This is a genomic window from Providencia zhijiangensis (assembly GCF_030315915.2).
GTDB lineage: Bacteria > Pseudomonadota > Gammaproteobacteria > Enterobacterales > Enterobacteriaceae > Providencia > Providencia zhijiangensis.
Map to the genome: position 1 here is coordinate 1,092,679 of NZ_CP135990.1, position 19,911 is coordinate 1,112,589.

The 19,911-nt window shown below is 43.1% G+C and carries 21 protein-coding genes; 10 read left to right on the forward strand and 11 right to left on the reverse strand.

Annotated elements, in window-relative coordinates:
- The 4 genes from moaC to QS795_RS04925 all read left to right on the forward strand — a co-directional run bounded on the left by moaC (nucleotide 1) and on the right by QS795_RS04925 (nucleotide 2,038).
- The gene (gene moaC / locus QS795_RS04910; RefSeq protein ID WP_036949768.1) at nucleotides 1-480 is read left to right on the forward strand and encodes a cyclic pyranopterin monophosphate synthase MoaC; all 480 of its coding nucleotides are present in this window, start codon (nucleotides 1-3) and stop codon (nucleotides 478-480) included.
- Entirely contained in the window at nucleotides 477-722 is a 246-nt protein-coding gene (gene moaD, locus QS795_RS04915; protein ID WP_154604378.1) for a molybdopterin synthase sulfur carrier subunit, read from the forward strand. Before moaC ends, moaD begins: the two co-directional genes overlap by 4 nt.
- 2 nt (nucleotides 723-724) lie before the next feature.
- Entirely contained in the window at nucleotides 725-1,177 is a 453-nt protein-coding gene (moaE, locus tag QS795_RS04920; protein ID WP_154604377.1) for a molybdopterin synthase catalytic subunit MoaE, read from the forward strand.
- A 153-nt stretch (nucleotides 1,178-1,330) separates the two neighbouring features.
- Nucleotides 1,331-2,038, forward strand: a complete 708-nt coding sequence (locus QS795_RS04925) for a Bax inhibitor-1/YccA family protein (protein WP_036949765.1) — start codon at nucleotides 1,331-1,333, stop codon at nucleotides 2,036-2,038.
- 82 nt (nucleotides 2,039-2,120) lie between these two features.
- Here the strand turns inward: QS795_RS04925 and QS795_RS04930 are convergent, their stop codons facing one another.
- The 5 genes from QS795_RS04930 to QS795_RS04950 form a co-directional block, all read right to left on the reverse strand.
- Nucleotides 2,121-3,227, reverse strand: a complete 1,107-nt coding sequence (locus QS795_RS04930) for an ABC transporter permease (protein WP_286270204.1) — start codon at nucleotides 3,225-3,227, stop codon at nucleotides 2,121-2,123.
- An 8-nt stretch (nucleotides 3,228-3,235) separates the two neighbouring features.
- Nucleotides 3,236-4,375: an ABC transporter permease gene (locus QS795_RS04935; protein ID WP_318626979.1), complete on the reverse strand. Its 1,140-nt coding sequence runs from the start codon at nucleotides 4,373-4,375 to the stop codon at nucleotides 3,236-3,238.
- Nucleotides 4,372-6,129: an ATP-binding cassette domain-containing protein gene (locus QS795_RS04940; RefSeq protein ID WP_318626980.1), complete on the reverse strand. Its 1,758-nt coding sequence runs from the start codon at nucleotides 6,127-6,129 to the stop codon at nucleotides 4,372-4,374. The genes QS795_RS04935 and QS795_RS04940 overlap by 4 nt, the downstream gene beginning before the upstream one ends.
- 8 nt (nucleotides 6,130-6,137) lie before the next feature.
- Nucleotides 6,138-7,130 carry a secretion protein HlyD gene (gene hlyD / locus QS795_RS04945; RefSeq protein WP_286270209.1) on the reverse strand — a complete coding sequence of 331 codons (993 nt, stop codon included), beginning with the start codon at nucleotides 7,128-7,130 and terminating at the stop codon, nucleotides 6,138-6,140.
- Between the two features lie 66 nt (nucleotides 7,131-7,196).
- Nucleotides 7,197-7,895, reverse strand: a complete 699-nt coding sequence (locus tag QS795_RS04950) for a CerR family C-terminal domain-containing protein (protein WP_154604372.1) — start codon at nucleotides 7,893-7,895, stop codon at nucleotides 7,197-7,199.
- 289 nt (nucleotides 7,896-8,184) lie between these two features.
- On the opposite strand from QS795_RS04950, the gene rhlE reads away from it, so the two are divergent.
- The 3 genes from rhlE to QS795_RS04965 all read left to right on the forward strand — a co-directional run bounded on the left by rhlE (nucleotide 8,185) and on the right by QS795_RS04965 (nucleotide 10,981).
- Nucleotides 8,185-9,606 (forward strand): ATP-dependent RNA helicase RhlE, encoded by a 1,422-nt coding sequence (gene rhlE, locus QS795_RS04955; protein ID WP_286270212.1) that lies wholly within the window; start codon nucleotides 8,185-8,187, stop codon nucleotides 9,604-9,606.
- Nucleotides 9,606-10,565, forward strand: coding sequence for a tRNA dihydrouridine(16) synthase DusC (dusC, locus tag QS795_RS04960; protein WP_286270214.1), 960 nt, complete (start codon nucleotides 9,606-9,608; stop codon nucleotides 10,563-10,565). Before rhlE ends, dusC begins: the two co-directional genes overlap by 1 nt.
- 167 nt (nucleotides 10,566-10,732) lie before the next feature.
- A complete protein-coding gene (locus tag QS795_RS04965; protein WP_006660163.1) occupies nucleotides 10,733-10,981 on the forward strand; it encodes a GlsB/YeaQ/YmgE family stress response membrane protein in 249 nt (82 codons plus the stop codon).
- Nucleotides 10,982-11,090: 109 nt separating this feature from the next.
- Here QS795_RS04965 and QS795_RS04970 read toward each other — a convergent pair whose 3' ends face one another.
- From QS795_RS04970 to QS795_RS04985, 4 genes are all read right to left on the reverse strand, one after another.
- Nucleotides 11,091-11,459: a hypothetical protein gene (locus QS795_RS04970; protein WP_154604369.1), complete on the reverse strand. Its 369-nt coding sequence runs from the start codon at nucleotides 11,457-11,459 to the stop codon at nucleotides 11,091-11,093.
- Nucleotides 11,460-11,469: 10 nt separating this feature from the next.
- A complete protein-coding gene (locus tag QS795_RS04975; RefSeq protein WP_154638990.1) occupies nucleotides 11,470-11,934 on the reverse strand; it encodes a hypothetical protein in 465 nt (154 codons plus the stop codon).
- A 133-nt stretch (nucleotides 11,935-12,067) separates the two neighbouring features.
- Nucleotides 12,068-12,907: a 3-mercaptopyruvate sulfurtransferase gene (sseA, locus tag QS795_RS04980; RefSeq protein WP_286270276.1), complete on the reverse strand. Its 840-nt coding sequence runs from the start codon at nucleotides 12,905-12,907 to the stop codon at nucleotides 12,068-12,070.
- Nucleotides 12,908-12,943: 36 nt separating this feature from the next.
- Entirely contained in the window at nucleotides 12,944-13,105 is a 162-nt protein-coding gene (locus tag QS795_RS04985; RefSeq protein WP_165906914.1) for a hypothetical protein, read from the reverse strand.
- Between the two features lie 240 nt (nucleotides 13,106-13,345).
- Between QS795_RS04985 and dinG the strand changes: the two genes are divergently transcribed.
- Nucleotides 13,346-15,457 (forward strand): ATP-dependent DNA helicase DinG, encoded by a 2,112-nt coding sequence (dinG, locus tag QS795_RS04990; protein ID WP_286270218.1) that lies wholly within the window; start codon nucleotides 13,346-13,348, stop codon nucleotides 15,455-15,457.
- Nucleotides 15,458-15,538: 81 nt separating this feature from the next.
- Here dinG and dps read toward each other — a convergent pair whose 3' ends face one another.
- Nucleotides 15,539-16,042, reverse strand: coding sequence for a DNA starvation/stationary phase protection protein Dps (gene dps, locus QS795_RS04995; protein ID WP_286270219.1), 504 nt, complete (start codon nucleotides 16,040-16,042; stop codon nucleotides 15,539-15,541).
- A gap of 288 nt (nucleotides 16,043-16,330) precedes the next feature.
- Nucleotides 16,331-17,218: a threonine/homoserine exporter RhtA gene (gene rhtA, locus QS795_RS05000; protein ID WP_286270221.1), complete on the reverse strand. Its 888-nt coding sequence runs from the start codon at nucleotides 17,216-17,218 to the stop codon at nucleotides 16,331-16,333.
- Between the two features lie 301 nt (nucleotides 17,219-17,519).
- Here rhtA and QS795_RS05005 point away from each other — a divergent pair, with 301 nt between their 5' ends.
- Nucleotides 17,520-18,098: an LOG family protein gene (locus tag QS795_RS05005; protein ID WP_286270222.1), complete on the forward strand. Its 579-nt coding sequence runs from the start codon at nucleotides 17,520-17,522 to the stop codon at nucleotides 18,096-18,098.
- 204 nt (nucleotides 18,099-18,302) lie between these two features.
- Complete coding sequence (locus tag QS795_RS05010) at nucleotides 18,303-19,877, forward strand: ABC-F family ATPase (protein WP_154604456.1); 1,575 nt, start codon at nucleotides 18,303-18,305, stop codon at nucleotides 19,875-19,877.
- Nucleotides 19,878-19,911 lie beyond the last annotated feature (34 nt).

Here is a 19,911-nt window from a genome sequence, read left to right on the forward strand (position 1 = left end):
ATGTCCCAACTGACCCACCTCAATGCGTCGGGCGAGGCGCACATGGTTGATGTATCAGCCAAAGCAGAAACTGTCCGTGAAGCACGCGCAGAAGCGTTTGTGACGATGAACCCAGAAACTTTAGCCATGATTGTGGATGGCAGTCACCATAAAGGGGATGTCTTTGCGACAGCTCGTATCGCTGGGATCCAAGCGGCAAAAAATACGTGGCAGTTGATCCCGCTGTGCCATCCTTTACTACTGACCAAAGTGGAAGTCACTCTGGAAGCTGAGCAAGCCCATAACCGTGTACGTATCGAAACTTGTTGCCGATTAACAGGGAAAACGGGCGTCGAAATGGAAGCGTTAACGGCGGCTTCTGTCGCAGCATTAACTATCTACGACATGTGCAAAGCGGTACAAAAAGATATGGTTATTGGTCCTGTGCGTTTATTAGAAAAAACGGGCGGAAAGTCCGGTCATTTTAAGGTGGAAGCATGATCACTGTTCTCTTTTTTGCTCAAGTTCGTGAGTTAGTTGGCACTGACCGCTTAGAGTTAGTGGCACAGTACCCAACAGTAGAATCTTTGCGCCAAGCATTGGCACAAAAAGGGGATCGTTGGGCGCTGGCCTTGGAAGATGGCAAATTATTAGCTGCTGTTAATCAATCGTTTGTTTCTGCTGACCATCCCCTGAATGCGGGTGATGAAGTGGCTTTCTTCCCACCAGTTACCGGGGGATGATCATGGACAATACCCATATTGCGGTACAAACCGAGAATTTCAGTGTCGGCGAGCAGTATACGTGGCTCGCTGAATGTGACAGTGATGGCGCCGTAGTGACATTCACAGGTAAAGTTCGTAATCATAATTTAGGGGACAGCGTAGCGGCGCTGACTCTTGAACACTATCCCGGAATGACAGAAAAAGCCTTAGCGGACATTGTGATGCAATCTCGCGAACGCTGGCCGCTGCAACGCGTGAGTGTGATCCACCGTATCGGTACTTTACAACCCGGTGAAGAGATTGTATTCGTGGGTGTGACCAGCGCACATCGTAATGCCGCATTCCAAGCCGCTGAATTTATAATGGATTACCTGAAAACCAAAGCACCATTCTGGAAAAAAGAGTCTCTCCCTGATAATGAACGTTGGGTGGAAGCCAAAGAGAGTGATGAAGCGTCTGCAAACCGTTGGTAGTCTTAAATTGTTACGCGGAAAATGCGAATAAGCCGAATGGTAATGTCAAAATATTGTGATAAACTTTGGAACAAATTTGTCCGATCACAGTAAGGATTACTCTGTTGGTGGTTTTGCTGGGTCGATTTTTCTTAAAATGGAAGGGTAACCATCATGGGTCAATTTGATCAACGTAATGATTCTCTTGTCCAGAATGCCAGCACTGGTGTTCAGGCATTTATGTCGCAAGTCTACGGTTGGATGACCGTCGGGTTATTACTGACAGCTTTTGTTGCTTGGTATTCCTTAAGCAGCGGTCTGTTTTTCACTATCGCAACGAACAAAGTTCTGTTCTTTGGAATGATCATCGCTGAACTCGGTTTAGTGATGGGCTTGTCTTTCTTACTGCCTAAAATGAGCGGCGCGATTGCAACTGGGATGTTTATGCTATACGCATTACTGACTGGTTTAACTATCTCCGTTATTTTAGCGGTTTATACGGGTGAGTCTGTTGTTGGGACGTTCATCATTACTGCAGTTATGTTTGGTGCGTTAAGCTTCTACGGCTACACCACTAAGCGCAGCTTAACAGGAATGGGTAACTTCCTGTTTATGGCACTGATTGGTCTGGTTGTGGCTTCTCTGGTTAACATCTGGCTGCAAAGCTCCATGATGTACTGGGTGATTACTTACGGTGGTGTGTTACTGTTTGCTGCATTAACTGCCTATGACACTCAAAAACTGAAAGAAATGGGTGAGCAAATCAACCAAGATGACAGAGAAAATATGCGTAAATACTCCATTATGGGCGCATTATCTCTGTACTTAGACTTCATCAACCTGTTCCTGATGTTACTGCGTATTTTCGGTGATCGCCGTTAATTGCTAATCAAGCAGATTGAAAATATGAAACCCCGCAATCAGTTAATGGTTGCGGGGTTTTTTTATGATATCAATCTGATTGCTAGGCTATCTTTTTGCGAAATAAGTAATAAGCCAGAGAGCTGGTTATCAGGAAGATAATCAGAAGAGGCCATAAGCTATGAAATACCACGGAAAAATCGGCATCTTTGAGGTAAATCTGCTTAGTGATATCTGTGAAGTGGCGGATGGGATTTACCCACGTAATATCCTGTAGCCAAACGGGCATATTCTCGACGGGGGAGATATAACCGGATAGTAACACCGCGGGCATCATAAACACGAACACACCAATAAACGCTTGCTGCTGGGTTGAGCACAATGCGGAGATAAGTAAACCAAATCCCACGAGTGATAAACCATAAAAAATCATCGTGCCATAGAACAGTAATAGTGAACCCGCGAACGGAATTTTGTAGCAAAAAATCCCAATCACTAACACCAATGTGGCTTGTGTAGTGGCAACGACTAAGGCAGGAATCGCTTTGCCAATAAAGATTTGCCATGTGGTGAGTGGCGAAACTAACAGTTGGTCGAGTGTCCCTTGCTCACGTTCCCTTGCAATAGACAACGAGGTGACGATAAGTACCCCAATCGTTGTAATCAATGCGACTAATGACGGCACAATAAACCATTTATAATCCAAGTTTGGGTTGTACCAGTTGCGGACAATCAACTCACTGTTATTGGGCTGCGCTTGGGTTTGAGTGAGTTCCTGCTGATACTGCATGACAATTTGTTCGATATAGTTAGCCGCTATTTGGGAGCTATTCGAGTTTCGCCCATCCAGCAGCAACATCATATTCGCCGTATGATGGCTAGCGATATCGGCACTGAAATTTTGATTAAAGCGGACGACTAACAAGGCGTTACGGTTATCTAATGTCTCTCGAATCTCAGGTTCATTTTTCAGTAACAGCACATGGGAAAATGCGCTGGCTTTCGCTAAGCGTTGAGTGAGTTCAATGGAATGCTCACCATTATCTTGGTCAAAAATGGCAATGGTGGTGTTAGTGACTTCTAAAGTCGCCGCCAGTGGGAAGAGGATCATTTGGAAAATGACGGGCATGATCAAAATAATTCGCGTCTGTTTTTCCTGCAATAGTGATTGCAACTCTTTCATAATTAAGGTGTAAAGACGATAAAACATATTTCACCTCAATCCAAACGGCGACGCGTTTTCAGCGCCGTTAAGCCAATGAATAATATCGCTGAAGCAATCAGCAATAAGAAATCGGTGAGTAACACCAAATAGATATCTCCCGCTAAAAATAAGGTTTGTAAGCTGCTGACAAAGTAGCGAGCGGGAATGAAGTAAGTCACTACTTGAATAAATACAGGCATACTATCAATTTCAAAAATAAACCCTGAAAGCATAATCGCTGGCAAAAAGGCTGCATTTAGCGCCACCATTGCCGCATTGAACTGATTGCGGGTAATGGTTGAAATCAGTAATCCCATCCCTAATGCGGTGGCTAAATAGAGGCTGGTTATCACAAATAAAATCAATAAAGAGCCTCGATAAGGAATATCGAGCACGAATGTCGTCACCAACATACAGAGCACCATGACGAACGACCCAAGAATTTGATAGGGCAATAATTTGGAAAGTAGTAATTCAGTACGAGTTATTTGGGTGGAAAGTAGAGCTTCCATGGTGCCTCGTTCCCATTCTCGAGCTATCACCAGCGAGGTCAAAATCGCGCCCACAACGGTCATAATGATGCTAATGGCGCCGGGAATAATAAAATGTTGGCTGAGTGCCGCTTCGTTAAACCAATAGCGCATATTGAGTTCGATAAGCGGGTCGGTGGGATAACCTTGGTTTTCACCTTGTTGGATAAGCCATGTATGCCAAACTCCTTTGGTGTAGGCTTGCACAAAATTGGCGGTATTGGGTTCACTTCCATCGGTGATCACTTGGAGCGCCGCATGTCCATCAGGGCGAGAAAGTTGCTCAGCAAAATTGACGGGGATCACCACAATGCCGCGAATTTCTCCCGCTTGCATTTTATTAATCAATAAATTGCGATTATCGCTAATGGTGGCATCAATAAAGGGGGAACCGGTAAACGTATCGACCAATTCACGAGCCGGTTGGCTTTGTTGATCCATTAGGATACCGACCCGTAATTTACTGGAGTCCAGATTGATCCCATAACCGAAAATAAACAGCAGCATCAGAGGAATAACAATGGCAATTAAGGCGCTGCTAGGGTCGCGAATTATTTGCTTACTTTCTTTCCAGCAGAGGGCTTTAAGTCTGCGCCATGAAAAACCAGAGGCGGTTGTCTTCATTGTGCCTCCCGCTGTTTATCGTAGTTGAAAATTAATTCAATAAAGGCATCTTCCATCGATGGGTTTGGATTTTCTGTGCTGGAGACCTGTTTTTTAAGCTCATCTGGAGTGCCTGCAGCAATAATTTTTCCGTGGTAAACCAACCCGATACGATCGCAATATTCAGCTTCATCCATAAAGTGGGTAGTAACCATAACGGTGACCCCCTTGTCTACCATGCCATTAATATGTAGCCAAAATTCTCGCCGAGTTAGTGGGTCAACCCCTGAAGTGGGTTCATCCAAAAACAGGATATCCGGTTCATGCATCAGTGAGCAGGCGAGGGCAAGGCGCTGCTTATAACCCAGCGGGAGTGAGTCAGTAATCTGGCTGATAATGGGCGTAAAATTAAACGCGTTAATCATCTCCTGCATTTTGGTAGCTTGCTGTTTATGATGCAAACCGTATACGCCGGAGAAAAATTTTAAGTTTTGCCCAACTTTGAGGTTGCCATAGAGGGAGAATTTTTGTGCCATATACCCAAGGTGCTGGCGGGCTTTGTTTGAACTGGTTTTTAAATCCATACCAAGCACCAGAGCTTGTCCATCCGTGGGTTTCATTAATCCACACATCATTTTAAAGGTAGTGGATTTGCCTGCACCGTTAGGCCCTAATAATCCAAAAATTTCACCCCGTTTTACTTGAAAGTTGACGGTATCCGTCGCAGCAAAATCCCCAAATTTTTTGGTCAGATTGCGGGCTTCAATGACGGTTTCATTGGGGGCGGGGGGAATTTGTGGCACGATAGCGGCGAGTTCAGAACGATGGGATGGCCCACCACCTAAAAGGTCAATAAACGCATCTTCAAAGCGCGGCTGGGCTTCAATCAGCGTTTGGTTTCCCATATTTAAGGCATTAAGTAAATTCTCTTGGGATGCGTGAGGCTTTAAAATTAAGCGAATATAGCGACCTTGGATCACGCCATCAGTGGTTTCAGGTAACACTAAGGCATTTTGCAGAATGGTACGTTTTTGCGTTGCGGGAACATCGAGTAAAAATGAGCGTCCCGCCATCTTTTGGGTGAGGTGCTCGGGTTTTCCGCTGTACAGTAACTTGCCTTCATTGAGTAGCAGCACCTCTTTGCACTGCTCAGCCTCATCCAGATACGATGTGCTCCAGAGGATCAACATTCCATCGTCAGCAAGGGTGTGTACCATTTGCCATAGTTCTCGTCTGGCAATAGGATCCACGCCGACACCCGGCTCATCCAGCAGTAAAACTTTCGGTTTACCTAATAGGGTGCAGGCGAGCCCCAATTTCTGTTTCATTCCCCCAGAAAGCTTACCGGCAAGGCGAGCGGTAAAGGGGGCTAGGCTAGTAAAGGCGAGTAATTGTTTATAGGTTTGTTGGCGCTCTACACCAATAACGCCGCGCAGATCGGCATATAAATCAAGGTTTTCTTGAACCGTTAAATCTTCATATAGGCCGAATTTTTGCGGCATATAACCGAGGTTTGCCCGCACTTCGATACTGTCTTTAATTGGGTCTAATCCCATTAAGCGGATTTGCCCTGAATCGGGTTTGAGTAGCCCAGCCAGCATGCGCATCAGCGTCGTTTTCCCTGCACCATCGGGACCGACTAGCCCCGTCACGGAGCCGCCGTGAATTTCGGTAGTTAGGCTTTCAACCGCAGGGTTATCCAGTCCAATAAAGCGTTTTTCGACGCTGTTTAACGAAATAACGCTGTTTAATGAGTGAGTATCTTGCTGAGCCATAATGCGCCCTATTGCTGAGGTGCCGCAAACTGAACGGTGACGGGCATTCCTTGACGCAGCTTATCATTAGGATCATCGACAATAATTCGTAATCGATAGACTAAGTCGGTGCGTAAATCCGGTGTTTGTACACTTTTAGGGGTAAATTCGGCAGTGGGGGAGACAAAACCAATCGTGCCATGATAAGGGGTATTGGGCTGGCTATCCGTAAAGAGTAAGACTTTACTTCCGGGAACTGCATCACCTAAGTGAGCCTCACTCACATAGGCACGTACCCAAACAGGGTGAGTTAATGTCACACTAAAAACGGTATTGCCCGCACCAATGATGGTGCCAGGTTCGATGGCACGAGTCAGGATTGTACCGTCAGATGGGGCGATAAGCTGTGTGTCTGAGAGGTCAAGCTCCGCTTGAGCAACGGCGGCTTCTGCTTGTAGCCATTCCCCTCGGGCTGCTGCTATCTCTTCTTGGCGAAATCCGCTCTGATATTGATTTAGTTTATCTTGGGACGCTTTTAGCGCCGCAAGAGTTTGATTGCGATTGTTTTTGGCATTATCTAAATCATTGGCAGAAATCAGTTTTTGAGCGGCTAAGCCTTGCTGACGTTTATAAAAGTTATCTGCATATTGCCAAGCAGCTTGGTGCTGAGCCACTTCAGATTCGACTTGCGCAATTTCTTGTGTTCGGTAGCCTTTTTCTTTGAGGGCTAACTGGGCTTTGGCGCTATCACGCAATCCTTTGGCTTTATTTAATGCGTTGATGTAAGGCGCATCATCCAATTTCCCGAGTAATTGTCCCGCAGTGACTTTCGCCCCTTCATCAACATCTAAAGAGGCGAGTTTACCATTGACTCGAAAACTAAGGTTAACGGTGCGCACATCCACATTCCCGTATAAGGCGAATGTTTTATCTTTAAGTGACTGATAATAGTAGCCCCCTGCAATGGCGGCAATCAGCATGATAATCAGTAAAATAACCAGTGCACGGCGTTTTGTGTTCATAGCTAACCTTAGTGACGGATAAAAACATTACTCAGGATTATGATTCAATTTTATCCATATATCATATCACTTTTCTGCTAGTTGGCGATGACGTAACCCCAATAATAAAATGTCGATATGCTCAATAAGAACCTGATTAATAATTTTAAATTCGTTTTCGTTGATGTGTTTCCAACCTGTTTGCCTGAGTAATGTTTCTCGCGCAATACGGAAAGAGAGGGTTTCCCCCAAAATGGCATGCGTGTGGATCAAGGTCGCTAGATTATTGGGATCCGCGCCAATATAGATGGAAATTAAGCGATTAAGCCGTGAGTGAATAGGTCCTAACGCTTGTTCGTGGATCAATCCGTATGCTTCAGTTGGGTTCAGTTGTTCGCGAGCTAGAATGCGTGAAAAGCTTAAGTTTTCTTTTTTAAGTTGAAAAAAATTGTACGAAATAATGGTTTCTTTGAATAATTCGAGCGCTTCTTCAGAATTTTGTAACTCTGCAGGTTGATTAATAAAGTTATCTATTTGAGTGATACTCTCAGCGAAACTCTCTTTGATATTGTTAGCAATTTGCTGAGCAACGGCGAGATATAAACCTTCTTTAGATCCAAAATAATAAGAAATGGCTGCGATGTTTTGCCCTGAGGCTTGGGCAATTTGGCGGGTGGTAGCCCCGTCGATGCCTTGTTCTCCATAAACATCGGCAGCGGCGAGAAGAAGTTGGAGTTTGGCGCTCTCTCCGCGTAATGTTGGCGACGAATTTGTGTTCATAAACATTCCTTTTGATTCAGAATTAAATAATTTTTAGCATGCTCTTAGTTGGCATTTATTCATTGTGCAGGATGAAAACGGATGTATCTTTAGTTTTGTGTACGTATATATACTATATAAAACAGATTTTGTATTAGTTTATTCATCAATCTAAATTAATATATTTATCACGGTCAAATGATGGTAGAATTTTTGCGTGTCGCATGGCAGTTTGCGCTTTTCTTCTATTGAATATCGAATCTTCCCCCCTAGAGCTGCCCAGTAAATTGAAGCGGTGGAGCCCGGAGTAATTAATTTGACTAGTTTTTCTGACCTCGCGTTAAACGAGGAAATCTTGCGTGCCATTAATGAATTAGGCTATGAAAGCCCTACGCCTATTCAACAACAAGCTATTCCTGCTGTTTTAGCGGGCAAAGACCTATTAGCCAGCGCTCAAACAGGTACGGGTAAAACTGCTGGTTTTACTTTACCTATTTTGCAAAAGCTGGTGGACAATCCACGCGGTAATAACCGTCGCCCTATTCGCGCATTGATTTTAACCCCGACCCGTGAACTTGCGGCTCAAGTGGCTGAAAATGTAAAAGAATATAGCCGTCATTTGAGAATTCGTTCATTTGTTGTGTTTGGTGGTGTCAGTATTAACCCGCAGATGATGAAATTGCGCGGCGGTGTGGATGTGTTGATCGCAACACCCGGTCGTTTACTGGACTTGGAACATCAAAACGCGGTGGATTTATCACAGGTTGAAGTTTTCGTCTTGGATGAAGCTGACCGAATGTTAGATATGGGCTTTATTCACGATATTCGCCGTGTAATCACGAAATTACCTAAAAAGCGCCAAAATCTCCTGTTCTCAGCGACGTTCTCCGATGAGATCAAACAGTTGGCGAGCAAGTTATTGAACAATCCGGTTTCCATTGAAGTGGCTCCACGTAACTCAGCGTCTGAGCAAGTGACGCAATATGTTCATTTAGTGGATAAAAAACGTAAAGCCGAATTGCTGTCGTTTATGATTGGCCGTGAAAACTGGCAGCAAGTGCTAGTATTTACACGCACTAAGCATGGCGCTAACCGCTTAGCTGAGCATTTAAATAAAGATGGCGTAAAAGCAGCGGCGATTCATGGCAATAAGAGCCAAGGTGCGCGTACCCGTGCTTTAGCTGATTTTAAATCAGGGGATATCCGCGTTTTAGTCGCAACAGATATCGCGGCTCGTGGCTTAGATATCGAACAACTGCCTTACGTAGTTAACTTTGAGCTACCGAATGTGGCAGAAGATTACGTTCATCGTATTGGTCGTACTGGCCGCGCAGAAGCCACGGGTATGGCGGTGTCTTTAGTGTGTATCGATGAAGCGAAACTGCTTAAAGATATCGAGAAATTATTGAAGAAATCCATCCCACAGATGGAGATCGAGGGCTACGAGCCAGACCCATCAATCAAAGCTGAGCCGATCCAAAAGCCTTCTCAGCGTAATGATCGTCGTGGTTCTGATAGCCGCCGTGGGTCTGATAACCGTCGTGGTTCGGATAATCGCCGTAGCTCTGAGGATAGCCGCGGTGAGCGCAGCAATCATTCAGGTCATAACAGTAATAAAGGCCCAAGCCGTCCTCGTCGCCAAAATGCAAATTCCGAGAAAGGTCAATCTGAATCGACTTCAGGTTCACCGTGGAAAAATGCACAGAAGCGCGTTAGACAAGGGCGTAATGATAGCTAATGCGTGTACTACTCGCCCCGATGGAAGGGGTACTCGATTCTCTGGTTCGCCGATTATTGAGTGAGGTGAACGACTACGACTTGTGCATTACTGAGTTTGTGCGAGTTGTCGATACCTTGTTGCCGGCAAAAACGTTTTATCGGTTATGTCCGGAATTGCAACAGGGTAGCCGAACGCCATCGGGAACATTAGTGCGAGTGCAGCTATTAGGGCAATATCCTGAATGGTTGGCTGAAAATGCCAACCGCGCAATTGAATTAGGCTCTTGGGGCGTCGATCTTAATTGTGGTTGTCCATCAAAAACGGTGAATGGCAGTGGTGGCGGTGCGACGTTATTGAAGCAGCCGGAGCTTATTTATCACGCAGCTAAAGCTATGCGAGCGGCTGTACCGAAAGATTTACCCGTTTCTGTGAAAGTCCGTTTGGGTTGGGATAGCAGCCAATTTGCTCATGAAATTGCAGATGCTGTACAGCAAGCCGGAGCAACCGAACTGACGGTTCATGGGCGCACCAAGGAAGATGGCTATAAAGCGGAATGTATTAACTGGCAGGCAATTGGTGAGCTTCGCCAGAAACTGTCGATTCCGGTGATTGCCAATGGCGAAATCTGGGATTATGAAAGTGCTAAACGCTGTATGGAAATCACTGGGTGCGATTCGATTATGATCGGTCGAGGTGCTTTAAATACACCGAATTTGAGTCGTGTGATCAAACACAATGTCGCGAAGATGCCTTGGGAACAGGTCGGAAAAATCCTCTTTAAATATACAGAGCTAGAAAAACTGGGCGATACAGGGCATTACCATGCGGCTCGTATTAAACAGTGGCTGAGTTATTTACGTAAAGAGTATCAGCAGGCGGATGAACTGTTTTCTCAAGTGAGAGCGTTGAAAACAGCGGAACAAATCGCCGATATTATTGCACTGCATGTGGAGCAGCTTTCTGTCGCATCACCTTAACATGATGAAATTTGCCAAAATTTGAGATTAGGTCTTTAATTACAATGTACGGTGGTGATTAATTCAAAATACTGTCATCACCGTATGTAATGATTAAAGAGTCTATATCGTGTAACAAAGTTATCGTGCTAGGAAATTTAGAGCAACAGAGATATTGGAGGCCTCAAATGGGCGTTATTGCTTGGATTATCTTTGGTTTAATCGCAGGTGTTTTAGCTAAATGGTTAATGCCTGGAACCTATCAAATGGGTTTTATCATGACGACCGTATTGGGGATCGTCGGGGCGGTTGTCGGGGGATATATCAGCACATTCTTTGGTAAAGGAAAGGTGGATGGCTTTAACTTCGGTAGTTTTATTGTTGCCGTGATCGGTGCCATTGTCGTGCTCTTCCTTGCGGGAATGTTTATTAAGTAGTGTTTTTCAAATAGCTACTATGCGGAAAAACGACTTTCAACCGCACAATCAAATATTTATTAAAGCCACCTATTATGATGTTCGCTAAATAATGAGTGGCTTTAATTTTTTAGTTTTCACATGATTCCATGAATTTATGTATTGATGATTTATCAAATGCAGTAATTTCAAATAGCTGAGTTAATAGTCTATCATCATGAAATGTATTCCAAGTGATGCAGTTATTTTCAATTAATGTAAGAGAAAATTTCACTACAGAATTATGTGTCTCAGTGTAATGATTAAAATCAATAGTACGATATGAGTATAAGTAGAAAGCCATGTTATCTAAGTTCGTTGTATTATAACATCCGAGAATGCAAAAATTTGGAGACTGGTTAATGGCTGGATGGATATCTTTTGTTTGCTCCCATTCTATTTGGCGCTTTAGGCTTTTTAAAAATACGTTAGATATGACTTTGCGTTCTGTTGGACTCATTAGTTTTTCCTCATATTTTTCTAGCTGAAATATCAATGATATTATCAAGATAATTAAGTAGAAGATTTACTTCATCTAACATATCAAAACATAGGTTAATATCTAAATCATGATGATCTTTTATTGATGTTATTTTTGTGGTTTTTCTTTTATATTGTTTTATTGATGATATTAGTTTTTTATCTTTAGAGTCAATGAATAGAATATAATGGTGTAATGATTGAATTCTACTATGTAACTTCCTTCTATGCATTTCTTCATGAAAGGTGTTTTTATTATGAACTTCTGATAAGTGTTTATAATAATCATTAAGTAGCTTAGATAGCTTTTCTTTATGAAAATAAATAGAAGCCTTACGATTAAATTTAATCGTTAATCTTGATGTTTGTAATAGAACCCATAAAGTTGCTGCTGTACCTACAAAGGTAGACAGTGTCCCTAGGTTTATTACCCAGAGTTCCCATATTGTATTCATTAATTATTAGCTCCATAAAAATAGAGTAATAGAAATTCTAATTAATTTAATTAACTTTTTATAATATTATATTTAAATAGAATAAATAAATCCCCTCATAATTAACGTTTATTTATGAGGGAATAAAAAATGATTAAGGTTCGATTGGTAACCCGTTGTCTTGCCCCCATTGCGCCCATGAACCATCATAGAGGCGCACATGTGGATTACCTAATAATACCAATGCCAGTAAAACTACGGCAGCCGTCATGCCAGAGCCACAGGTTGTGACTGTAGGTGCGGTAATATCAACACCTTGCTGCGCAAAAATAGCTTTTAACTGTTCAGGAGATTTATATTCTCCATTATCCACTAATAAATCCCAAGGCACATTTTTACTGCCTGGAATATGACCCATCCTTAAACCTGGACGAGGTTCAGGGGCTTGAGCCAGAAAACGGGCAGCTGCGCGCGCATCAATAATTTGGGTTTTACCTTCAGTGGCAACCTCTAACATTTGCTGTTGATTCAGCGCATTAGCATCTTGTCTATCTGCAATAAAGGTTTGAGCCTCGGGTGGGGTGACTTTGCCAGATTGGGTTGCGAAACCCGCTGCTTTCCAGGCGTTAATTCCGCCTGCTAAAATTTTAACCTGTTTACAGCCTAAAGTACGGAAAGTCCACCATGCACGCGGGGATGAAAATAAGTTATTTTGTGCGTAAATAATGACTTGGGTTTGATTGTTAATCCCCATAGCCCCAACAGCTTGGCTAAATGTGGTGGCATCAGGGAGCATATGGGGTAAGTCGCAGCTCTTATCGGCGACTTCATCTTGATTAAAAAATTGAGCTTGGGGAATATGCTCATCAAGGTAGCTTTGGTAGCAATCATAAGGGGCGGTAGGTGGTGGCGTAGAGACATCAAGCACAATAATATTACTGTCTGAAAGGTGTGAATTTAACCACTCTGGTGTTACAAAATAATCGTTGTACATCATAACTCACCGTCCCGTTTGATTAATAATGGATGATTACTGGATCTGATTAGGTGCAGGTAATATCGATGGCGATTGAGCCTGATTTTGCTCTATAGGTGTCGTGGAGCGGGTGTAAATATTCATCCCAGCAAGCACAATACCCCCAATAGAACTCAATGCGCATAATGCGCACAGTGCGATGACGACTTTTTTCATTTTTATTAGCCTGATTTGACACGAAGATGCCAAAGTATAACTGGATGGTGATAGCAAACAAGTTTTACGGGGTATTTTCTTGGCTCGATTTGGTGTTTTGCGAAAGGCTTTCCAGAATTTGTGTATAATGGAAATTAATACAGTAGTTTTGCGAAGGGTTTCGCAAAAGAGAAATAGGGGCTTTCCAGCCTCTTTTTTGATTGATTATCATCTCCTTTTTACTTGGTCTTCTGCGTATCTATGTCTCTGTCAAATAAAATCAAAGAACAAATAACTCAATGGTATAAGGGGTTATCTAATCAAATCGAGGGGTTCGTCTCTCGGGCACCTCAGCGGCAGATGATTGCTGAAGTGGCGAAAAATTTGTCGGATGCGCAGGGGCGTCATTTAGTTATTGAAGCACCCACAGGGGTGGGAAAAACCTTATCCTATTTGATACCAGGCATTGCGGTTGGGCGCGAAGAAGGCAAAACCTTGGTCGTGAGTACCGCCAACGTCGCCCTACAAGATCAAATATTTAGTAAGGATTTGCCATTACTGAGCAAAATTATCCCTGACTTAAAATATACAGGCGCATTTGGGCGAGCGCGTTATGTGTGCCCCCGAAATTTAGAAGCTATCTGCGCTGCGGAAGGGGAACAAATAGATTTAATGCTGTTGGTGGAAGACAAAACTGAAATTGCCAACAGCGAAGAGAGAGCGCAATGCCAGCAATTACGCAATGATTTTCATAGCTTTGCTTGGGATGGCTTGCGTGACCACCATAAAAAAGCATTTAGCGATAGTCTATGGCGTAAAGTTAGCACCGATAAGATGAACTGTCTTGGGCGTAATTGTCAGTTTTATCAACGATGTCCCTTTTTTATTGCCCGTCGTGAAATTGAAGATGCAGATGTGGTTGTTGCTAACCACGCTTTAGTGATGGCGGCAATGGAAACAGAATCGGTATTGCCGGATCCCAAAAAATTATTGTTAGTTCTTGATGAAGGGCATCACGTTCCCGATGTGGCGAGAGATGCCTTAGAAGTGGAGGGGGAAATTACGCTAGTTCAGCTTACCGCACAGGTGGATAATTTTATTCACCATGTGGGGCAGTATGTGGCGCAGTTCCGCCCTGCAAAGCCACCTAAGTTAACTAATCCCGATAAGCTACAGCAACACGCCGAAAAATTGCGAGAATGTTTCCGTGATTTTTCATTGTTAGCGAACGGGCTATTACCGGAAACATCCAAAGAGTCAGAATATTTGTTCCCAATGGGGATCTTGCCCGAGGTCATGCAGCAATGTTGCCAAGAGCTATTTAAGCTCACAGATGCATTGCGTGGGCTATCAGAGGCGATTCTTAGTGACTTAACGGAACAAACGGCAAAGCAAGATATTGTGCGTTTACACCGTTCAATTTTAGTGACAAGCCGAGCTATGGGTTATTTTGAAAATATGACCAAATTGTGGCGCTTAGCCTCACTTGATCAAAGCTCGGGTGCACCTGTTTCGAAATGGCTTAGCCGCCGTTATGAAAAAAATCAGTCCCGGATTTTTATGCATTGCGCAGGGATCCGCGTGAGTGAGCAGCTACAACATTTATTATGGAAAAATGTGCCTCATATTGTGGTGACATCGGCAACGCTTCGCTCTTTGAACAGCTATTCACGTTTTATGGAATTAACGGGGTTATCCGAAAAGAGTGATGACCGTTTTGTGACGCTCACCTCGCCATTTAATCATGTTGAGCAGGGTAAATTGGTGATCCCAAAAATGCAGCATGAGCCAACCATGGCAACTGAAGCTGAGCATTTAAAAGAGATGGCAACTTATTTTCGCCATCAATTTACCGAAAGTGACCATCGTGGGGTATTGATCTTATTTAGTAGCCAGCGAGCGATGGACGGGTTTCTTGAACATGTGAAGGATTTGCGCCTTCAACTCTTAGTGCAGGGGGATCAGCCACGCTACCGTTTAGTGGAGACGCACTGTGAACGTATTAAACAAGGGCAAAAAAGCGCGTTAATCGGCTTACAATCATTTGCGGAAGGGTTGGATTTAAAAGGGGAATTTTTAACCCAGGTGCATATTCACAAGATTGCATTTCCACCTGTGACAAACCCTGTGATTATTACTGAAGGGGACTGGCTGAAGTCCTTAAAGCGTTATCCATTCGAGGTACAAAGTTTACCTAGCGCTTCATTTAATTTGATCCAGCAAGCAGGGCGTTTGATTCGTAGTCATGAATGTTATGGTGAAATTATCATTTATGATAAACGTTTATTAACCAAAAACTATGGTAAACGTTTATTAAATTCGTTACCTATTTTCCCTATTGAACAAGCTGAAATGCCAACATCAGAGAAGTAGGACGATAAAGAAGTAGGGTGATAAATAATTGAGACCACCGAAGTGGTCTCATGGTCAATATATTGACTCTATTTTACGACACTACTCAATATTGGCTTCTAATAACCACAGGAATTTATCCAGATCGCGAGAGGCGGCGGTAAACATATCTGCGGTATTTTCATCTTCAACTTCGTCGATGGCTTTACGAATATCATTCGCAACAACGGCATATCGTTCTGCCAACGCTTTTAAATGGTCTTGTACAGAATGAATATCCAAAGGATAAGCTTCTAACGACGTGAATTTATTGACTTGCTGTGATGTTCCTGTGGCGACGCCACCCAACTGAACCGCGCGCTCAGCGAATTCATCCAAGTGCCCGATGATACTATCTCTAAAGCCATCTAACATCTCATGTACCGCGATAAAGTTACGACCGCGCATATTCCAATGGGCTTGTTTAGTGATTAAAGAGAGATCGGTGAAATGGATAACCATCATGTTTAAGATACCGATGGTTTCTAATTTAACGCTATCTTCAATATCATTACGGGTATATAAAAGTTCAGTTGAAGAGGTTTTAAATAATTTTGCAGTATTCATAGGATTTCCTCTCTTAAATATAAATTGATTCAATTATCTTGTCTGCTTATAAATATAGAGTGTAAAGCTAAGAATGTCATAAAGTAATAATCTATTACTTTAATAGGCAAGGTGATGATATTTTTTTTTGATATTTATTTAGGTTTTACCAATTGAATCTATCGGTGTGACATTTCAAATAAATGAATATTACCTTACAAGATAATGAAATAAAGAAATGAGTAAAAAAGCAAAAAGGCTAATAGAAATACCTATTAGCCTTTGATAAAAGTGAATATCACTAATTATTTACGATACTTTTTCAATCTTTGATCTGGGTACAGAAGTTGATGTTGAACCAATAGACGCGCATACAATACACAGCAGTGCTAACCACTGGGTCATGGTCAAATGTTCTTGCAGGAAGACAATGCCTAAAAACGCCCCCATACAAGGCTCTAGGCTCATTAGGGTACCGAAGGTTTTCGCTGGCAGCTTGGTTAACGCTATCATCTCCAACGTATATGGAAATGCGGTGGATAAAATGGCTACACCTAACGCGATAGGGAGAATGGCAGGATCAAACATCGCCTCAACCCCAGTTTGCATTAACCCAATAGGGAAGAAAATGAGTGCCGAAATCAATGAACCCACTGCAACGGTAGCGGCACCGTAACCCGCACCAGCGCGTTGCCCAAAGATAATATAAATCGCCCAGCAGACACCGGCACCTAAGGCATAAGCGGCACCAACCAGGTCGAGAGAGTCAATGTTATTGCCGATAGGCAGTAAGAACAGGAGCCCAGCAATCACGAGCCCAATCCATAAAAAATCGATAGGGCGGCGAGAAGAAAACATCGCAACGGCTAATGGGCCCGTAAACTCAAGTGCGACCGCAATCCCTAAAGGGATACGCTCAAGCGCTAAATAAAACAGGTAGTTCATGGTTCCGAGAGATAAACCATAAGCAAGCAGTGGCCCCAGTGAGCTTTTTCTGAAATTTAAACGCCATGGTTTAAAGATCACGCACAAAATAATCGTGGCAAGCAACAAACGTAAACCGGTAACACCTGGTGCGCCGATAAGTGGGAACAATGTTTTAGCTAAAGAGGCCCCGCTTTGGATTGACATCATTGCCAGTAATAGCAAGCCTATCGGTAATAGCGGAAAAGCACTCTTTTTAGTATCGGCAGACATGAATAAAAAACCTCAAAAAAACGTTGGGAACGTCGATAAAACCCGCACTGTGTATACAGATAAAATAGGTAAATCTAAATAATAATGGTGGTTTGTTGGGATATTTACCCTAAGCCAGCAATTGGCGTGAATTATCTCACAGAATTCATGCAGATTATATTGCTTTGTTAAGCGTAGAGAATTAGTTCTATTATTTAATATTAAATAGCGCCTAAATAATAAAATATTGTGAGTTGAGCTTCTTTGTAGGTGCCGTATAATTTTGTGCTTACAAGAATGATAAATGGAATGAAGATAGAACATGAAAAAAATTAAAAGCGTCGCGGTTTATTGTGGTTCTAGCCTAGGTGTTAACGAGATTTATCAAAAACAAGCTATTGAGTTTGCAAAAGAGCTGGTAAAACGTGATATCGCTTTAGTCTACGGTGGTGCGAGTGTTGGGTTGATGGGAACGGTTGCCGATACGGTATTATCTTTAGGTGGTAAGGCTATTGGTGTGATCCCATCCCTGCTTGAAGAGCGTGAAATCTCCCATAAAAATCTGACTGAACTGTACAAAGTTGACACCATGCATCAGCGCAAAAGCAAAATGATTGAATTAGCTGACGGTTTTGTCGCCATGCCGGGGGGGTATGGCACATTGGAAGAGTACAGTGAAGTGTTTACTTGGAGCCAAATTGGCTTACATACAAAGCCTTGCGCTCTGTTCAATATTAATAATTACTGGCAGCCTCTGATTGATATGACCAATAAAATGGCGGATGAGGGATTTTTACATGAAAAATATCGCCATATGGCGCTTGTGGAATCATCCCCAGCCAGTTTATTAGACCTGTTTGAAACCTATGTAGCGCCACCAGTAAAAACCTACGAAAAATAAATAATCATCTATTGATCCCTTTTTTCTAAATAGCTGCGTGCCAAAATCAGCACAAGATCTAAACGCGGGATTATGGCATAATGCGCGGCTATTTATACTTATCAGACTTCAAGTCGGCGAGATAAGGGCACTTAAGCTAATCTCGGGGCGACTCTACAAAGATCAATTTAAGGCATCGCAGTGTTAACAACCAACAATATCACTATGCAGTTTGGCAGTAAGCCGCTGTTTGAAAACATCTCAGTTAAATTCGGTACCGGTAACCGCTATGGTCTGATCGGTGCGAATGGTGCGGGTAAATCCACATTTATGAAAATTCTGGGTGGGGATTTAACGCCAACCGCAGGGAATGTGAGCACCACGGATCCTAACGAGCGTTTAGGTAAATTACGCCAAGACCAGTTTGCATTCGAAGAGTTCACCGTTCTAGATACCGTTATCATGGGACATGCTGAGCTTTGGGATGTAAAGCAAGAGCGTGACAGAATTTATGCGATGCCAGAAATGAGCGAAGAAGATGGCTATCGCGTTGCGGATCTCGAGGTGGCTTACGGTGAGATGGATGGCTATAGCGCGGAAGCGCGTGCGGGTGAGCTGTTATTAGGCGTCGGTATTCCGGTTGAGCAACATTATGGCCCAATGAGCGAAGTGGCGCCGGGTTGGAAACTGCGTGTGCTATTGGCTCAGGCATTGTTTGCAGACCCAGATATTCTGTTACTTGATGAACCGACGAACAACTTGGATATCGATACCATCCGTTGGTTGGAGCAAGTGCTGAATGACCGTAACTGCACCATGGTCATCATTTCCCATGATAGACACTTCTTAAATACCGTTTGTACGCACATGGCGGACTTAGACTACGGTGAGCTGCGTTTATTCCCGGGCAACTACGATGAATACATGATCGCAGCAACTCAAGCAAGAGAGCGTCTGTTATCTGATAACGCCAAGAAGAAAGCGCAAATTGCTGAATTACAATCGTTCGTCAGCCGTTTCAGTGCGAATGCATCAAAATCGAAACAAGCAACGTCTCGTGCTCGTCAAATTGATAAAATTCAATTGGATGAAGTTAAAGCTTCTAGCCGTCAAAACCCATTCATTCGTTTTGAACAAGAGAAAAAACTGTTCCGTAACGCTTTAGAATTAGAAGCGGTCACCAACGGTTATGATCAAGGTCCTCTGTTTAAAAATGTGAACCTGTTAATGGAAGTGGGTGAAAAGATGGCCGTTATCGGTGCTAACGGTATCGGTAAAACCACATTCTTAAAAACCTTAGTCGGTGAGCAACCTGCGACAAGCGGGATCGTCAAATGGTCTGAAAACCATAACATTGGTTATTATGCGCAAGACCACGCAGAAGACTTTGATACTGACCTGAACGTATTTGACTGGATGAGCCAGTGGAAAAGTGAAGGGGATGACGAGCAGGCGGTTCGTAGTATTTTAGGTCGTTTACTGTTCTCTCAAGACGATATCAAGAAAAAAGTGTCGGTCTTATCCGGTGGTGAGCAGGGTCGTATGTTATTTGGTAAGCTGATGATGCAACAGCCAAATATCTTGATTATGGATGAACCGACCAACCACTTAGATATGGAATCCATTGAATCATTGAACTTAGCGTTAGAAATGTATCAAGGAACGCTGATTTTCGTTTCTCATGACCGTGAGTTTGTGAGTTCACTGGCAACTCGTATTCTTGAGATTAAAGAAGATAAGGTTATTGATTTTAAAGGTACTTATGATGAGTACCTGAAAAGCCAAGGCGTCGTTATCTAATCTTACTTGAATCAAAAAATAGCCCCGCCGGAGT

Coding starts and splice junctions, on each gene's coding strand:
- moaC (WP_036949768.1), top strand. CDS start 1: ATGTCCCAACTGACCCACCTCAATGCGTCGGGCGAGGCGCACATGGTT.
- moaD (WP_154604378.1), top strand. CDS start 477: ATGATCACTGTTCTCTTTTTTGCTCAAGTTCGTGAGTTAGTTGGCACT.
- moaE (WP_154604377.1), top strand. CDS start 725: ATGGACAATACCCATATTGCGGTACAAACCGAGAATTTCAGTGTCGGC.
- QS795_RS04925 (WP_036949765.1), top strand. CDS start 1,331: ATGGGTCAATTTGATCAACGTAATGATTCTCTTGTCCAGAATGCCAGC.
- QS795_RS04930 (WP_286270204.1), bottom strand. CDS start 3,227: ATGTTTTATCGTCTTTACACCTTAATTATGAAAGAGTTGCAATCACTA.
- QS795_RS04935 (WP_318626979.1), bottom strand. CDS start 4,375: ATGAAGACAACCGCCTCTGGTTTTTCATGGCGCAGACTTAAAGCCCTC.
- QS795_RS04940 (WP_318626980.1), bottom strand. CDS start 6,129: ATGGCTCAGCAAGATACTCACTCATTAAACAGCGTTATTTCGTTAAAC.
- hlyD (WP_286270209.1), bottom strand. CDS start 7,130: ATGAACACAAAACGCCGTGCACTGGTTATTTTACTGATTATCATGCTG.
- QS795_RS04950 (WP_154604372.1), bottom strand. CDS start 7,895: ATGTTTATGAACACAAATTCGTCGCCAACATTACGCGGAGAGAGCGCC.
- dusC (WP_286270214.1), top strand. CDS start 9,606: ATGCGTGTACTACTCGCCCCGATGGAAGGGGTACTCGATTCTCTGGTT.
- QS795_RS04965 (WP_006660163.1), top strand. CDS start 10,733: ATGGGCGTTATTGCTTGGATTATCTTTGGTTTAATCGCAGGTGTTTTA.
- QS795_RS04970 (WP_154604369.1), bottom strand. CDS start 11,459: ATGAGTCCAACAGAACGCAAAGTCATATCTAACGTATTTTTAAAAAGC.
- QS795_RS04975 (WP_154638990.1), bottom strand. CDS start 11,934: ATGAATACAATATGGGAACTCTGGGTAATAAACCTAGGGACACTGTCT.
- sseA (WP_286270276.1), bottom strand. CDS start 12,907: ATGTACAACGATTATTTTGTAACACCAGAGTGGTTAAATTCACACCTT.
- QS795_RS04985 (WP_165906914.1), bottom strand. CDS start 13,105: ATGAAAAAAGTCGTCATCGCACTGTGCGCATTATGCGCATTGAGTTCT.
- dinG (WP_286270218.1), top strand. CDS start 13,346: ATGTCTCTGTCAAATAAAATCAAAGAACAAATAACTCAATGGTATAAG.
- dps (WP_286270219.1), bottom strand. CDS start 16,042: ATGAATACTGCAAAATTATTTAAAACCTCTTCAACTGAACTTTTATAT.
- rhtA (WP_286270221.1), bottom strand. CDS start 17,218: ATGTCTGCCGATACTAAAAAGAGTGCTTTTCCGCTATTACCGATAGGC.
- QS795_RS05005 (WP_286270222.1), top strand. CDS start 17,520: ATGAAAAAAATTAAAAGCGTCGCGGTTTATTGTGGTTCTAGCCTAGGT.
- QS795_RS05010 (WP_154604456.1), top strand. CDS start 18,303: ATGCAGTTTGGCAGTAAGCCGCTGTTTGAAAACATCTCAGTTAAATTC.